We start from the raw sequence: 15,447 nt of genomic DNA on the forward strand, positions 1-15,447 counted from the left end.
AGCTCGGGCGGCGCCGCATCGACCAGTTCGCGGAATTTTCTTGCCAGCCGTCTGCCCTGATAGGCAACCAGGCGCGATTCACGATAGACCACGGGATCGACAGGCAATTCAGATACATCCGCCGGCTTCTTCAACAAGTCTGGGAAGGTCATCGCGCACCGCCCCATTTCGAAGGCGCGCAGGTTTTCATCGACCTTGGCGCCGTTCAGACGGATCGCCTCGGCAATGGCCTCGTGGCTCAGCGGGATCAGGCCCTGCTGCCAGCACGCGCCCAGAACCAGCATGTTGGAATAGATCGAATCGCCCAGCATCCGCAGCGCCAGATCGTTGGCGTCGAAAAAGGCAACCCGATCGCCCAGCCGTGCCTGAAGCGCCAGCTTCAGCCGATCCGCTGGGATCTGAAAGTCGCGAAAACGGGTGAAATCGCCGGTGATGATCTCGTGTTCGTTCACCACCGCGCCGGTGCGCGCCTGCGTCATCAAGCCGATGGTCCTGGCCCCCGCCGTCACCACCAGATCGCCGCCGATGATGCAATCGGCCTCGCCTGTCGCCACGCGGATCGCACTGATATCCTCGGGGCGGTCGGCCAGTCGCAGATGGATATGGACCGCGCCGCCCTTCTGCGCCAGCCCCGCCATTTCCATCATGCCCGCACCCTTGCCGTCGATCTGCGCGGCCTGCGCCAGCACCGCGCCGATGGTCACGACGCCGGTTCCGCCGACGCCGGTTATGACGATGTTGTGGGTGCCGCTGATCGCGGGCAGCGCGGGCGCCGGAAGATCCGGCATGTCGAACGCCTCGGCCCTGGGCTTGCGCAGCCTGCCGCCCTTGACGGTAACGAAGCTGGGGCAGAACCCCTTGAGACAGGAGTAATCCTTGTTGCAACTGGACTGGTCGATCTGCCGCTTGCGGCCCAGTTCGGTATCAAGCGGCACGATCGAGACACAATTCGACTGCACCGAGCAATCGCCGCAACCTTCGCAGACTTCGGGGTTGATCCAGACGCGCCGGTCGGGGTCGGGGAATTGTCCCTTCTTGCGGCGGCGGCGCTTTTCGGCGGCGCAGGTCTGGATATAGAGGATCGCACTGACGCCGCGGGCATCTTCCAGTTGGCGCTGGACGTTCATCATCTCGGCGCGTTCCTCAAAGCGCATCCCCTGGGGAAAGCTCTTGCGGTCCACGTCTTCCTTTTCGTCATAGACCACAATGACCGGATCGACGCCCATCGCCACCAGTTCCCGCGCGATCTGGGGCGCGGTCAGATCGCCCTCGTTGGGCTGACCGCCGGTCATCGCGACGGCGTCGTTATAGAGGATCTTGTAGGTGATATTGGTGCCCGCGGCGATCGCCGCACGGACCGCCAGAATTCCCGAATGATTATAGGTTCCGTCGCCAAGGTTCTGAAAGACATGGCCGCGCGTGCTGAACGGGGCCTCGCCGACCCAGTTGACCCCCTCGCCGCCCATATGGGTGAAGCCGGTCGTTTCACGGCCCATCCACTGCACCATGTAGTGACAGCCGATCCCGGCATAGGCGCGGCTTCCCTCGGGCAGCTTCGTGGACGTATTATGCGGACAACCCGAACAGAACCAGGGCGTTCTGGTCGAAATCTCAGGTGCGTTATCATTGCGGCGCACCTCGGTCAGCCGTTCCAGTCCGGCCTTGATATGTTCGGTCCCGCGCCCCTCTTCGATCAGGATTCCGCCGATCTTCTGCGCGATCATCACCGGATCCAGCGCATAGCGTGTCGGAAACAGTTCCTCGTGGGTTCGGTCGTGCTTCCATCCATGCACCCGCCGGCCGTGGCGGTTGTCGAAGATGGCCTCTTTCAGCTGCACCTCGATCAGCTTGCGCTTTTCCTCGACGCAGACGATGAGATCCAGGTTCTCGGACCATTCCTGCATGGACTTCATGTCCAGCGGCCAGGTCTGCCCGACCTTGTAAGTGGTCAGGCCCAGCCGTTCGGCCTCGGCCTCGTCGATACCCAGCAGCGACAGCGCATGGACCAGATCCAGCCAGTTCTTGCCGGCGGCGACAAAGCCGATCTTGGCACCGGGTTTGCCCCAATGCTTGCGGTCGATGCGGTTGGCACGGGAAAACGCCTCGGCCGCCCAACGCTTGTAATCGATCATCCGCGCTTCCTGCGCCACCGGCGTGTCGCCCAGGCGGATGTTCAGCCCGCCCTCGGGCATGACGAAATCCGGGCTCACGAAATTCAGCCGATGCGGATCGCCGTTCACGACCGCGGTGGCCTCGACCGTGTCCTTCATCGTCTTCAGGCCGGTCCAGACGCCGGCGAAACGCGACAGCGCGAAACCATAAAGCCCGAGATCAAGGATTTCCTGCACCCCCGCAGGCGACAGAACCGGGATATAGGCGTCGATCATGGCCCAATCCGACTGGTGCAGCACGGTCGAGCTTTCGCCGGTATGGTCGTCACCCATCGCCATGACCACGCCGCCATGTCTCGACGAACCCGCCATGTTCGCGTGCCGCATCACGTCGCCGCTGCGATCCACGCCCGGCCCCTTGCCGTACCACAGCGCGAACACGCCGTCATGCTTGCCCTCGCCGCGCAGTTCGGCCTGCTGGCTGCCCCAGATTGCCGTGGCGGCAAGATCTTCGTTCAATCCCGGCTGAAACAGCACGCCGGCTTCCGACAAGCGCTTGCCCTCGCGCATCATTTGCAGGTCCACACCGCCCAGGGGCGAGCCGCGATAGCCGGTCACATAGCCCGCCGTATCCAGACCCGCCGCCTTGTCGCGTGCCGCCTGCATCAGCATCAGCCGAACCAGGGCTTGGGTTCCGTTCAACAAAACGTGGGACTTCGACAGATCGAAGCGGTCGGCCAGCGAGAATTCCTGCTTGCTCATCCTGCGTCTCCTCCGTGCGTGATGGCTTTGGGCGGCATTATAGGTCAGAATTGTTGACCGATGAAGGAAAAAATCCGTGCTTGACGCAGGCGTGTGGGACAGGCAGTTGAAGCGCATCTCTGCAAAAAACGCATGGCTGCCACGCAGGAAACTGACCCTATGGACTGGGACAAGCTCAGAATATTTCATGCCGTGGCCGATGCCGGCAGCCTGACCCATGCGGGCGACACGCTGCATCTGTCGCAATCGGCCGTCAGCCGCCAGATTCGCGCGCTGGAGGAATCGCTGGGCACGACCCTGTTCCACCGTCACGCGCGCGGCCTGATCCTGACCGAGCAGGGCGAACTTCTGTTCGAGGCGACGTCATCGATGGCGCGCAAGCTGGACGGTGCCTCGGCCCGGATTCGCGACAGCGAGGAACATGTCTTCGGCGAATTGAAGGTCACCACCACGGTCGGTTTCGGCACGCTGTGGCTGGCCCCGCGCCTGGTCAAGCTTTACGAAAACTTTCCCGATCTGAAAATCGACCTGATCCTCGAGGAGCGGGTTCTGGATCTGCCCATGCGCGAAGCCGACCTGGCCATCCGCATGAAAGAGCCAAGCCAGTCCGACCTGATCCGGCGCAGGCTGCTGAACATTCGCATGAGGCTGTATGCCACGCAGGAATATCTGGACCACGCCGGTATCCCCGACAGCATCGAGGATCTGACCAGTCACCGGCTGATCTGCCAGAAGCCGGATCAGCCCCAGGTGGCCGCCGGCGCCCGCCTGATCCAGACGGTCATGGCCCAGAACATCACCTCGACCCTGACGGTGAACAACTATTTCGGCGTCCTGCAAAGTGTTCTTGCGAATGTCGGCATCGGCGTCCTGCCGGATTACCTGACCGCTGATCACGATCGTCTCGTGCGGGTTCTGCCCGATACCGAATCGGGCGAGGTTCCGGTCTTTCTGGCCTATCCCGAAGAACTGCGTCAGACGCGCCGCGTCGCGGTCTTCCGCGATTTCGTGCTGCAGGAGATTCAGGCCTATCGCCGCCGGCAAAGCGAGGCGCTCAGCGCCTGAGCGTCCGCACCCACACCGATCTCTACAACTTTCGATTGTAGCCATTCGGCAACTGCATGTCCGCTATGCTGCGGGTGCGGCATGAAAAGACTTGATCCATTCACGGACTGCACATAGATCGTGCTGCGAAGGCGATGACCAGCCTAATCGCTGATCACCTTCAACCTCCCTGTTGGACTTGGGCCGGGCCTTGTGCCCGGCTTCTTTTTTGCCCTGCCGCCGGCCGTGACGCGCGGCCCTTTCCATACCCCGCGTCTGGCCATAAAAGGCGCCTGACTCCACGCGCAGGAAGGGCCGGACATGCAGGAACCGACGATCACCGCCGATCTGATCGCCGCGCACGGGCTGAAGCCCGACGAATACGACCGCATCCTGTCGATCATCGGCCGCGCGCCCAGTTTCACGGAACTGGGTATCTTCAGCGCCATGTGGAACGAACATTGTTCCTACAAGTCCTCGAAGACATGGCTGCGCACGCTGCCCACGGACGGACCGCAGGTGATTTGCGGGCCGGGCGAGAATGCAGGCGTGGTCGATATCGGCGACGGGCAGGCCGTGGTCTTCAAGATGGAAAGCCACAATCATCCCAGCTATATCGAACCGCATCAGGGCGCGGCGACCGGCATTGGCGGGATTCTGCGCGATGTCTTCACCATGGGCGCGCGTCCCATCGCCGCGATGGATTCGCTGTCTTTCGGACGGCCCGAACACCCCAAGACGCCGCATCTGGTCAAGGGCGTGGTGGAAGGCATCGGCGCCTATGGCAACGCGTTCGGCGTGCCGAATGTCGGCGGCGAGGTTCGCTTTCATCGGTCCTATGATGGCAATTGCCTCGTGAACGCCTTCGCGGCCGGACTGGCCGATGCCGACGGGATCTTCTATTCGGCGGCCTCGGGCGTGGGGATGCCGGTCGTCTATCTGGGCGCCAAGACCGGACGCGACGGTGTCGGCGGCGCGACCATGGCCAGCGCCGAATTCGACGACACGATCGAGGACAAGCGCCCCACCGTGCAGGTCGGCGATCCCTTCACCGAGAAATGCCTGCTGGAAGCCTGCCTGGAACTGATGGCCTCGGGCGCGGTCATCTCGATCCAGGACATGGGCGCGGCCGGGCTGACCTGTTCGGCGGTCGAGATGGGCGACAAGGGCGGGCTGGGCATCCGGCTGCAACTGGACGCCGTGCCGCAGCGCGAAACGAACATGACCGCCTACGAGATGATGCTGTCGGAATCGCAGGAACGGATGCTGATGGTCCTGAAACCCGAGAAGGAGGCCGAGGCCCGCGCCATCTTCGAGAAATGGGATCTCGATTTCGCCATCGTGGGCGAGACGATCGCCGAGGATCGTTTTCTGATCCTGCACGGCAACGACGTGAAGGCCGACCTGCCCTTGTCGAAGCTGTCCTCCAGCGCACCGGAATACGATCGGCCCTGGATCGAGACACCGGCCGCCAGACCCTGCGCGCCCCTGCCCCCGATCCGTCCCGTCGAGGCGTTGCGCAAGCTGATCGGCAGCCCCTCTTACGCCCACAAGGGTTGGGTCTGGCAGCAATACGACACGCAGGTCGGGGCCGACACGATCCGGCGACCCGGTCTGGGCGCGGGTGTTGTCCGGGTCCACGGCACCCGGAAGGCGCTGGCCTTCACCGCCGACGTGACCCCTCGTTACGTGCGCGCCAACCCTGTCGAAGGCGGCAAGCAGGCGGTGGCCGAAGCGTTCCGCAATCTTTGCGCGGTCGGCGCTCTGCCCCTGGCCACGACCGACAACCTGAATTTCGGCAATCCCGAAAAGCCGGAAATCATGGGGCAACTGGTCGGGGCCATCAAGGGCATCGGCGAGGCTTGCCGGGCGCTGGATTTCCCTATCGTGTCGGGCAATGTCTCGCTTTACAACGAAACCGACGGCACGGGCATCCTGCCCACGCCCACCATCGGCGGCGTCGGCCTGATCGACGATCTGTCGAACCTGATCGCGGGTCTGCCGTCCGAAGGCGACATTGCCATCCTGATCGGCACCACCCAAGGCCATCTTGGCCAATCGGCGCTGGCGGCCGAGGCGTTCGGGATCGAAACGGGCGATGCCCCCCCCGTCGATCTGGCTGCCGAACGCAGGCACGGCGAATTCATCCGCGCTAACCGGGCCCATTTGCGCGCGGCCACCGACCTGTCGGATGGCGGCCTTGGCCTGGCGGCGTTCGAGATGGCCGAGGCGGCGGGCATCGGGCTGCGCCTGGACTCCGACGACATCGCCGGGCTCTATGCCGAGGATCAGGCCCGCTACCTTGTCGCCTGCGACGCGGAGGGCGCGGCGGCGCTGCTGCGGGCGGCCGAAGCAGCGGGCGTTCCCGCCGCTCAGGTCGGCAGCTTCGGCGGCGTGGCCGTCCAGATGGGCGAGGACGCAGGCGATCTGGCCGACTTGTCAAGGCTTTACCGCAGCGCCTTTGCCTCGGCGATTGGCGGCGACAGGCCCGATCACGCATGAATGTCCGCGCGCCCGCAGGCTACGCCGCGATCATCACGGCGGCGGGTCGCGGCAGCCGCGCCGGCGGCGCAATTCCCAAGCAATGGCGCGAGCTTGCGGGCCGAACGGTCCTGGCCCGCGCCATCGCGGCCTTTGCCGGCTTCGACCGGGTGATCCTTGTCGTCCACCCCGACGACATGGCCCGCGCCATCCGGGCTTTCTCCGGCTCCGTCGCCATCGTCGCCGGCGGCGAGACCCGCACGGCCAGCGTTCGCGCGGGCCTGGCGGCCCTGGAAGGCGGCGCCACCAGCCATGTCCTGATCCATGACGGCGCCCGTCCGCTGGTCCCCGATGCGGTCATCAGGGGCGTGATCGAGGCGCTGCAATCGGGCGCTCAGGCCGCTGCCCCGGCCCTGCGCGTCACCGACGCGCTGTGGCGCGGCGCCAACGGGCTTGTCGCCGCCACAGCCCCCCGCGACGGGCTTTATCGTGCGCAGACCCCTCAGGGTTTTGCCCTGGACCAGATATCCGCGGCGCACCGCATCCATGCCGGCGAGGCCGCCGATGATGTGGAACTGGCCTTGGCCAACGGCCTGACGGTTGCGGTCACGCCCGGCAGCGAGGACAATCTGAAGATCACATGGCCCGAAGATTTCAGCCGGGCCGAACGTATCCTGGGGGCCCGAATGGATATTCGCCTTGGCAATGGCTTCGATGTCCACGCCTTCGGGCCGGGCGATCATGTCTGGCTATGCGGTGTCAGCATTCCTCACGATGCCGGGCTCGTCGGTCATTCGGACGCCGATGTGGGCATGCATGCCCTGACCGATGCCATCTATGGCGCGCTGGCCGAGGGTGACATCGGCCGACATTTCCCCCCCTCGGACCCTCAATGGAAGGGCGCGGACAGCGCCGTGTTCCTGCGCCACGCGGCCGATCTGGCCCGCGAGCGTGGCTATGGCTTCGGCAATTGCGACGTGACCCTGATCTGCGAGGCGCCCCGGATCGGCCCCCATGCCGCCGCCATGCAGGACCGGCTGGCGCGGATCATGCGGATCGACCCGGCACGGATCAGCGTCAAGGCCACCACATCGGAACGGCTGGGCTTTACCGGGCGGCGCGAGGGGATCGCGGCCATCGCCACTGCCGCGCTGATGAAAGGATAAATGATGGAGCGTCTTTTCTGCACATGGTTCGGTGTCGGCCTGCTGCGACCCGCGTCCGGCACATGGGCTTCCGCCGTGGCCATCGCCCTTGGCCTTCTGATCTACCGGATCGGGCATTTTCCGCTGCTGGCCATTGCGACCATCGCCGCGACCGCCCTCGGCTTCTGGGCGGTGCCGCGCTATACAGCCGGCATGGCCGATCCGGACCGCAGCGAGATCGTCATCGACGAGGTCGCGGGCCAGTGGCTGGCGCTGTGCTTTCCGGCGGCGGGCTTTTTCTTCGCCGATCTGCCGCGCGAAAGCTTTCCCTATCCCGGCTGGGTGGCGGCGTTCCTGTTCTTCCGCCTTTTCGACATCTGGAAGCCCTGGCTGGTCGGCCGCGCCGACCGGGAAGGCGGCGTGCGCGGCGTGATGCTGGATGATCTCTGGGCGGGGCTTTTCGCCGGCATCGCCATCGTCATCGCCGCAGGCATCGCGCATGGGTTGCTGATATGAGCCTTGCCGGCGACGTTCTGGCGGCCGCCCGCGCCCGCCGCGCAAGGATCGCCACCGCCGAAAGCTGCACCGGCGGGCTGATCGCCGGCGCGCTGACCGAGGTGGCGGGATCCTCGGATGTCGTGGATCGCGGCTTTGTCACCTATTCCAACGCCGCCAAGCAGCAGATGCTGGGCGTCGGGGCCGATACGCTGCAAGCCCAGGGCGCGGTCAGCGAGGCGGTCGCGGCCCAGATGGCTCTGGGCGCGCTGTCGCGATCCGAGGCCACGCTGACCATCGCGGTGACGGGTATCGCCGGCCCCGGCGGGTCAGAACACAAGCCCGAGGGCCGGGTCTGTTTCGGCATCGCCGATGCTTTCGGGGTCCGGACCGAGACGGTCGAGTTCGGCGCCATCGGGCGCGGACAGGTCCGCGCGGCGACGGTCGATCACGCGCTGAACCTGATCCTGGCGCGCCTGCGCGCATAACCGCGTCTCAGCCTGCGATCAGCGCCGCGAATTCCTCGATCTGGGCCTCGGGCGTGTTCCAGGCCGTGACCAGCCGCAGAGGAACCGGATCCAGCCCCTCGGCCGATTTGTCGGGCCACAGGTGGTAGATCGCGCCGGCCGCCCGTGCGCGCCTGTGCAGTTCGGCCGGAAGCGTCGCGAAAACCGCATTGGTCTGGACCGGCGCCAGCAGATCTCCACCCGCCGCCAGCACGGCCTCGGCCAGGCGCGCGGCGCGCGCATTCGCCTGCGCGGCCAGATCAAGCCAAAGTCCGCCTTCTGCCAGCGCCAGCATCTGCGCGGCCAGAAACCGCTGCTTGGAAAAGACATGACCCGATTGCTTGCGTCGATAATCAAAGCCCTCGGCCAGGGCCGGATCGAAAAACACCACCGCCTCGGCCGCCATCGCCCCGTTCTTGGTGCCGCCGAAACACAGCACATCGACGCCCGCCCGCCATGTCAGATCGGCCGCCGAACAGCCCAGCGAGGCCACCGCATTGGCAAACCGGGCGCCGTCCATGTGCAGCGGCACGCCGGCCTCGTGTGCGACCCGCGCAAGCGCCGCGACCTCGCCGGGCCCGTAGATCGCGCCCCATTCCGTCGCTTCGGTGATCGAGACCATCGCATTGCGCCCGCCGGTCAGGCCGCCGCCCGCGCCGCGCCGAAGGGCTTCGGCCAGCGGCGCGGGCGCGACCCGGCCGGCGTCACCCGGCAGCCCGATCAGCTTGCCGCCATGGCTGAAGAATTCCGGCGCCCCGCATTCGCTGGTCTCGACATGGGCATCCTGATGACAATAAATGCGCCCACCCGCAGGGCAAAGCTGGGCGCAGACCAGCGCATTGGCGGCCGTCCCGGTCGCCACGAAGCGCACCACCGCCTGCGGGGCATCCAGTGCCGCACGGATCGCGGCCTCGGCCCGCCTCGTCACATCATCCGCGCCATAGGCCATCATCGCACCGTCATTGCAGGCGACCAGCCCCGCCATGACCGCGGGATGCGCGCCCCAGGCATTGTCGGACGAAAAGTTCACGACGGATCCTCGATGATATGTTCCTCCCAGTCATCCTCGGACAATTCAGTCTCGCTGATGGTCCAGCCGCGCACGCTGACGCCCGCGCGATGCACCGATTCAGGATCGCCCGAGATCAGGTGATGCCAATCGTAGAGCGGCTTGCCCTCGGCGCGCAGGCGATAGGCGCAGGTCGCCGGCAGCCACCAGGCGATGTCCTTCAGCTTCTTCGGCGTCAGGACCACGCATTCCGGCACATAGCGATGGCGGTCGGCATAGGACATGCAGCGGCAGTCCTGACCGTCCAGCAGCTTGCAGGCGACGCGCGTGAAGGCCAGTTCCTCGGTATCCTCGTATTCGATCTTGTTGAGGCAGCATTTCCCGCAGCCATCGCAGAGCGCCTCCCATTCGGCGGGGGTCAGGCGCTCCAGCGGCATGTCCCAGAACCGATCGCGCATCATGCGCCCGCAAGGATCGCGCGGGCATCTTCGGCGTCCCGCGCGATCTGGTCGATCAACGCATCCACACTGTCGAACCTTGCCTCGTCGCGCAGGAAATCGACCAGCGCGACGGACAAATGCTGGCCGTAGAGATCGCCGTCGAAATCGAACAGATGCACTTCCAGATTGGGGGCGTTGCGGCCGAACATCGGGCGCACGCCCAGGCTTGCGACGCCCTGGCAGGACAGCCGCTCGGGGCCGGTCAGCACATCGACCAGCACGGCATAGACGCCAAGACGCGGCAGGTGCAGATTCTCGACCTGCATATTCGCCGTGGGCCAGCCGAAATCATGCCCGCGCTTGTCGCCGTGAACCACCTCGCCCTCGATCCGATGCCAATGGCCCAGCATCGTCTCGGCCTCGCGGACCCGGCCCTCGGCCAGAGCGGTGCGGATCGCGGTCGAGCTGTAGTCGCGTCCCTTCACGCCCACCAGCGGCACGGCGGTGACGCCGAAACCCATATGACGGCCCAGTTCTGCCAGGGTTGCGGCATTGCCCGCGCGTTTCTTGCCAAAGCAGAAATCGGCGCCCACGGTGACATGGCCGACGCCAAGCCCGTCCACCAGAACCTCGCGCGCGAAAGCCTCGGGTGACAGGCCGGCCAGAACCGGGCCGAAGGGCAGTTCGTAAAGCTGCTCGACCCCCAGCCGGGCCAGCCGATTGGCGCGGGATTCCGAATTCATCAGCCGGAAGGGCGGCGCGTCGGGGGCGAAGAATTCGCGGGGATGCGGTTCGAAGGTGATGACGCCCAGGGGTGCGTCAAGTGCCTCGCGGGCCGCGTCGATCACCGCACGATGGCCCAGATGGATGCCGTCGAAATTGCCCATCGCAACGGTCGCGCCGCGCGCATTGGCTGGCAATCCGACCCAATCGTGATGGATTTGCAAACGCGCCCCCTTCGAGGGGCGCAACCGCCCCTTCAGTCGAACTTGCGGCTTGGGGCCAGCACGACCGCCTCGCCTTTCAGCACGAGCGTATCGCCCACCAGACATCGGGTTGCAAGCGTGACCCGCCGTTTCGCGTGGTCGATCGCATCGACCGTCACCTCGGCCCGGACCACGTCGCCGGGCCTGACCGGGGCCATGAATTTAAGCGTCTGGCCCAGGTAGACGGTGCCGTGACCGGGAAGCTGTTCGCCGATCACGGCCGAGACCAGTCCGGCCGTCAGCATCCCATGCGCGATCCGCCCCTCGAAGATCGTGTCCTGCGCATAGGCATCGTCCAGATGCACCGGATTGCGGTCTGTCGAAACCTCGGCGAACAACTCGATATCGCGATCGGTGATCCGCTTCTGAAGATGGCGGGTCATGCCGATTTCCAGATCCTCGATGACGATCGTGCCGCGGGGAAGATTGTCCAGCATCGGGGTGTCCATCTGATGTAAGCCAGAATCCTTCATCGTCATGCTGCATAGCAGCAAAACAGACTTCGCGCAATAAAGTATCACGAATACCGTATAAAAGGATAGTTTTGTTTCTCGGCCAGCGCGTCAAGCTCCTCCGCTATCGGCCTTTGCCCGCAGTCTGGCGGGAAACGCTCAGCGCAGCCGGCCGATGCTGTAGGCGGGGCTGGCCTGATGTTCGGCCAGCCATTCGCGCAACAATTCGGAATCGGGGTTTTCGACATCCGGGCCGAACGCCTCGGCAGCAAGGCCGCCGGTCACGAAAAGGCAATCGATCCCCTCTTGCGCGGCGCCCAGCACATCGGTGCGGATGCCGTCGCCCACTGCGAGCACGCGCGCCTTCTTGTCCAGCCCCAGCAGCCGGCGCGCGCGGTCGTAGATCGGCGGATGCGGCTTGCCGAAATAAAAGGCCTCGCCGCCCAGATCCTCGTAGAATTCGGCCAAGGCGCCGGCGCAGTAAATCCGCGTCTCGCCCATGTCGACGACCACATCGGGATTGGCGCACAGCATCCGCAGGCCGCGTTCGCGCGCCAGCAGGAACCGGGCGCGGTAATCCTCGGGCGCCTCGGTGCTTTCGTCAAAGGGGCCGGTCGCGATGATACCCTCGGCCTCGTCCAGAGGCACCCGCGTGATTGGCGGTGCATCGGTCCATTCGGGCGGGATATCGGTAAAGAACCCGTCATCCTTCGGCGTGCCCAGATGCCAGACCCTGCGTCCGACCGCGCCCGCAAACATCGCATCCTGGGTCGCATCGCCCGAACTGATCACCATGTCCCAGGCATCGCGCGGCACCCCCATGCGGTCCAACTGCGCGATCACATACTGGTTCGGACGCGGCGCATTGGTCATCAGCACCACACGCCCGCCGCCGCGGCGGAACCCTTGCAGCGCCGCGACGGCGGCCGGATAGGGATGCTTGCCGTTGTGCAGGCAGCCCCAGAGATCGCAGAACAGCACCTCGTAATGCGGGCCGATCCGTGCCAGCCGGTCGATGATGCAGGTCATCAGAGTGCGAGGACCGGGATGATCTGCTTCTTGCGGCTCATCACGCCGGGCAAAACGACGCTGTCGCCGGTGACCGTCACGCCAAAACTTTTCTCGGCGATCCGCCTGACGGCATCGTTGGGAACAAGCAGCGTGGCCTCTTGCTTCAGGATATCGACGATGAACAGCAGAACCTGTTCGGCCCCGTCGGCCTGCGCCACGGCCGGCATCGCGGCCATCAGCCCGGCCTTGCGGTCCAGCAGGACCTGCGGCGCCGTGGTTTCCAGAACCGACACGCGCAGTTGCGTGCCGTCCAGCTTGTATTCCTTGCTGTCCATGCGCAGCAATTGATCATCGGCAAAAGCGCTGACATCGGATTTCGCGGCAAACATCTCGGCCGCGTATTCGGCGATGTCGATACCCAGATCCGCGGCCAGTCTTTCCGCCAGGGCGCGGTCATGGGGGGTGGTCGTCGGGCTGCGGAATTCCAGCGTGTCCGACAGGATGCAGGTCAGCATCGCGGCCTTGACGCCTTCGGGCGCGCGGTCGGCATCCTCGCCCATCAGATCGTGCAGGATGGTCGCGGTGCAGGCCAAGGGACGGATGGTGATGTTGATCGGCGTGCGGGTCTTGATGCCGCCGGCCAGCATGTGATGGTCGATGATCTCGATCACATCGGCGTCGTTGATGCCGTCGGGCAATTCGGCGGGGTTGTTGGTGTCCACGATGACGCATTTCTCGCCCGGCTCAAGCGCCGTCAGGATCTCGGGCTTGTCGAGGTTCCAGCGCGTCAGCATCCAGCCGGCTTCGGTATTGGGTTCGCCCAGAAGCACTGGCTTGGCGGGGGTCTGCCGGATCTCGTTCAGATACCAGGCCCAGACGATGGGAGACCCGGTCGAGTCCGTATCGGGAGAGGTATGGCCGAAAACCTTGATCATGGGGCACCTTTGCGGATTTCAGAAGTCGCGCGCCTTATAGGGCTGCGGTCTGGCGATGTCCACGCAGGCAGGGCACGCAGGACAAGCGCGGTGCAGGATTGCCCTGTGGCGTCCCGGCAGCAGAGACTGTCGCGCGATGTCCGCGCAGCGAACAGGGCCGTGATCGTCGCAAAAAAGGCGCCCCCGGCGGGACGCCTTTTCAGATGTCCGGGATCTGGCAGGCTCAGGCCGCTCGCGACAACAGAACCTGATCGACGCGCTGCTGCGCGGCCCCCTCGTCCAATCCGCCGACGGCCGCGACCTCGCGGGTCAGCCGGTCCAGCGCGGCTTCGTAGAGTTGACGTTCGGAATAGGATTGCTCGCGCTGATCGTCGCTGCGATGCAGGTCGCGGACGACCTCTGCGATCGACATCAGGTCGCCGGAATTGATCTTCTGCTCGTATTCCTGGGCACGGCGCGACCACATGGCACGCTTGACTCGGGCCTTGCCCTTCAGCGTGTCCAGCGCGCGTTCCACCAGATCCGGGCTGGACAGGCTGCGCATTCCGATCTCGCTGGCGCGGGCGGTGGGCACACGCAGGGTCATCTTGTCCTTGTCGAACGAGATGACGAACATTTCCAGCCGAAGTCCCGCGACCTCTTGTTCTTCGATCGAAACAATGCGACCCACGCCATGGGCCGGATAGACGACGAAATCGTCGGGGCGGAATTCGCTTTTCTTGGTCTTGGACATATGGCTTCCTCTAGGTGGCGCCCCGACACGCGGTGCGCAAAAAGCCGACAGCGGCGGCTGCCGCCTTCGGCTGATCTTGGTTTTTGTCATTGCCTACGCCGGCAGCAGCGCAGGGTTTGGCATCATGGGCGCGCATCCTCGGGGCCTCTGACTCCCGTCAGATGCGAATGTGAAATGAACATAGCATAAATTCGACTGCAAAAAAAGCGTCACGAAAACAGACCGATCTGTCCGTTCGGACAGATTTTCAGGGCGAGAAGTCAAGGACTTCGCAAGCCCGGGGCGAAACGGCACGATTCATCCCGCAGGCGAATCACCCGTCGGTTCGGTTTCGCAACTGGCGAAAATCAGTCGCCTTCGCCCGGCGCTTCCGAGAAATATGTCTCGAGCTTGTTCTCGACCCCGTCCATTTCCTCGGCGTTCGGCATCGGCTCGCGCTTCTGGGTGATGACGGGCCAGAGTTCGGAATATTTCCGGTTGAATTCGACCCATTTTTCCATATCCGGTTCGGTATCCGGACGGATCGCGTCGGCCGGGCATTCCGGTTCGCAGACGCCGCAATCGATGCATTCATCGGGATGAATGACCAGCGCATTCTCGCCCTCGTAGAAACAATCGACGGGGCAGACCTCGACGCAATCGGTGTATTTGCACATGATGCAATTATCGGTCACGACATAGGTCATCTGAAACTCCGCTTCCGTCCGCCGCGACAGTTACGCCCGCGCCCGACATCATTCAAGTCCGGGTGGGGTGAAAAGACCGCCGTTCCCGACTGGTGCGGATGCCCGGAACGCATGTTCAGCGGCCCGGCTATCCGTCAAAATCCTGTCCCTCGCCGCCTGCCGGCGCGTCCAGATCGGCATAGAGCGCCTGAGCCTCGGCGGCAGGACCGCGGCGGGCCCCAAGCGCCAGTATTTCGACGCTTCGCAGCTTGCCATGGGCCGAAATGACCAGCCTGTCGCCCGGCTTTACATTCCGGCCGGGCTTGCGGCAGGGCTGACCATTCAGCCTGATGCCGCCGCCCTCGATCCGTTCGGCGGCAAGACCGCGCGATTTGAAAAGCCGCGCGTGAAACAGCCATCGGTCCAGTCGCAGCGCGCCGGGGTGGTCCGTCACTTCTTGTCTTTAAGCGCCGCCAGCACCGCGAAAGGACTGTCGGGATCGGCTTTCTTCTCGGGGCGCGCGCTGAAGGTCCGCGGGCCGCGATCCTGATGCGGCTTGCCGCCCTTCTTGCCCTTGCCCTGCGGCTTGCCGCCGTCACGGTGGGGCTTGCCACCGTCATGGTGGGGCTTGCCGCCGTCACGGTGGGACTTGCCGCCGTCGCGGTGGGGCTT

The 15,447-nt window shown here is 64.9% G+C and carries 16 protein-coding genes; 5 read left to right on the forward strand and 11 right to left on the reverse strand.

The features are described 5' to 3' along the window. Positions 1–2,873 (reverse strand): indolepyruvate ferredoxin oxidoreductase family protein (locus tag B4L36_RS08805; RefSeq protein ID WP_292955534.1); only part of this gene is annotated, 2,873 nt, incomplete at its 3' end. Positions 2,874–3,032: 159 nt separating this feature from the next. Here B4L36_RS08805 and B4L36_RS08810 point away from each other — a divergent pair. From B4L36_RS08810 to B4L36_RS08830, 5 genes are all read left to right on the forward strand, one after another. Then, complete coding sequence (locus B4L36_RS08810; RefSeq protein WP_292955537.1) at positions 3,033–3,938, forward strand: LysR family transcriptional regulator; 906 nt, start codon at positions 3,033–3,035, stop codon at positions 3,936–3,938. Positions 3,939–4,238: 300 nt separating this feature from the next. Next, positions 4,239–6,419 carry a phosphoribosylformylglycinamidine synthase subunit PurL gene (purL, locus tag B4L36_RS08815; protein ID WP_292955540.1) on the forward strand — a complete coding sequence of 727 codons (2,181 nt, stop codon included), beginning with the start codon at positions 4,239–4,241 and terminating at the stop codon, positions 6,417–6,419. After that, on the forward strand, positions 6,416–7,564 hold the full coding sequence (locus B4L36_RS08820) for a bifunctional 2-C-methyl-D-erythritol 4-phosphate cytidylyltransferase/2-C-methyl-D-erythritol 2,4-cyclodiphosphate synthase (RefSeq protein WP_292955543.1): 1,149 nt from the start codon (positions 6,416–6,418) through the stop codon (positions 7,562–7,564). The genes purL and B4L36_RS08820 overlap by 4 nt, the downstream gene beginning before the upstream one ends. Before the next feature lie 3 nt (positions 7,565–7,567). Continuing rightward, on the forward strand, positions 7,568–8,059 hold the full coding sequence (locus B4L36_RS08825; RefSeq protein WP_292955546.1) for a phosphatidylglycerophosphatase A family protein: 492 nt from the start codon (positions 7,568–7,570) through the stop codon (positions 8,057–8,059). Then, positions 8,056–8,526: a CinA family protein gene (locus tag B4L36_RS08830; RefSeq protein ID WP_292955549.1), complete on the forward strand. Its 471-nt coding sequence runs from the start codon at positions 8,056–8,058 to the stop codon at positions 8,524–8,526. Before B4L36_RS08825 ends, B4L36_RS08830 begins: the two co-directional genes overlap by 4 nt. Positions 8,527–8,533: 7 nt before the next feature. Here the strand turns inward: B4L36_RS08830 and B4L36_RS08835 are convergent, their stop codons facing one another. The 10 genes from B4L36_RS08835 to B4L36_RS08880 form a co-directional block, all read right to left on the reverse strand. Beyond that, positions 8,534–9,574, reverse strand: a complete 1,041-nt coding sequence (locus tag B4L36_RS08835) for a threonine aldolase family protein (protein WP_292955552.1) — start codon at positions 9,572–9,574, stop codon at positions 8,534–8,536. After that, complete coding sequence (locus tag B4L36_RS08840; RefSeq protein ID WP_292955623.1) at positions 9,571–10,011, reverse strand: YcgN family cysteine cluster protein; 441 nt, start codon at positions 10,009–10,011, stop codon at positions 9,571–9,573. The genes B4L36_RS08835 and B4L36_RS08840 overlap by 4 nt, the downstream gene beginning before the upstream one ends. Next, positions 10,011–10,940: a bifunctional riboflavin kinase/FAD synthetase gene (locus B4L36_RS08845; protein WP_292955555.1), complete on the reverse strand. Its 930-nt coding sequence runs from the start codon at positions 10,938–10,940 to the stop codon at positions 10,011–10,013. The genes B4L36_RS08840 and B4L36_RS08845 overlap by 1 nt, the downstream gene beginning before the upstream one ends. Positions 10,941–10,972: 32 nt before the next feature. Beyond that, positions 10,973–11,416, reverse strand: a complete 444-nt coding sequence (locus B4L36_RS08850; protein ID WP_292955626.1) for a MaoC family dehydratase — start codon at positions 11,414–11,416, stop codon at positions 10,973–10,975. A gap of 174 nt (positions 11,417–11,590) precedes the next feature. After that, positions 11,591–12,460 carry a TIGR01459 family HAD-type hydrolase gene (locus B4L36_RS08855; RefSeq protein ID WP_292955558.1) on the reverse strand — a complete coding sequence of 290 codons (870 nt, stop codon included), beginning with the start codon at positions 12,458–12,460 and terminating at the stop codon, positions 11,591–11,593. Next, positions 12,460–13,377 carry a manganese-dependent inorganic pyrophosphatase gene (locus B4L36_RS08860; RefSeq protein WP_292955561.1) on the reverse strand — a complete coding sequence of 306 codons (918 nt, stop codon included), beginning with the start codon at positions 13,375–13,377 and terminating at the stop codon, positions 12,460–12,462. The genes B4L36_RS08855 and B4L36_RS08860 overlap by 1 nt, the downstream gene beginning before the upstream one ends. 223 nt (positions 13,378–13,600) lie before the next feature. Next, positions 13,601–14,110 carry a CarD family transcriptional regulator gene (locus B4L36_RS08865; RefSeq protein WP_292955564.1) on the reverse strand — a complete coding sequence of 170 codons (510 nt, stop codon included), beginning with the start codon at positions 14,108–14,110 and terminating at the stop codon, positions 13,601–13,603. 347 nt (positions 14,111–14,457) lie between these two features. Continuing rightward, positions 14,458–14,796, reverse strand: a complete 339-nt coding sequence (fdxA, locus tag B4L36_RS08870; RefSeq protein ID WP_292955567.1) for a ferredoxin FdxA — start codon at positions 14,794–14,796, stop codon at positions 14,458–14,460. Positions 14,797–14,923: 127 nt separating this feature from the next. Further along, positions 14,924–15,229: an RNA-binding S4 domain-containing protein gene (locus tag B4L36_RS08875; protein ID WP_292955570.1), complete on the reverse strand. Its 306-nt coding sequence runs from the start codon at positions 15,227–15,229 to the stop codon at positions 14,924–14,926. After that, positions 15,226–15,447 (reverse strand): hypothetical protein (locus B4L36_RS08880; protein WP_292955573.1); only part of this gene is annotated, 222 nt, incomplete at its 5' end. The genes B4L36_RS08880 and B4L36_RS08875, both read right to left, overlap by 4 nt.

Source organism: Paracoccus sp. UBA889, from assembly GCA_002294185.1.
GTDB lineage: Bacteria > Pseudomonadota > Alphaproteobacteria > Rhodobacterales > Rhodobacteraceae > Paracoccus.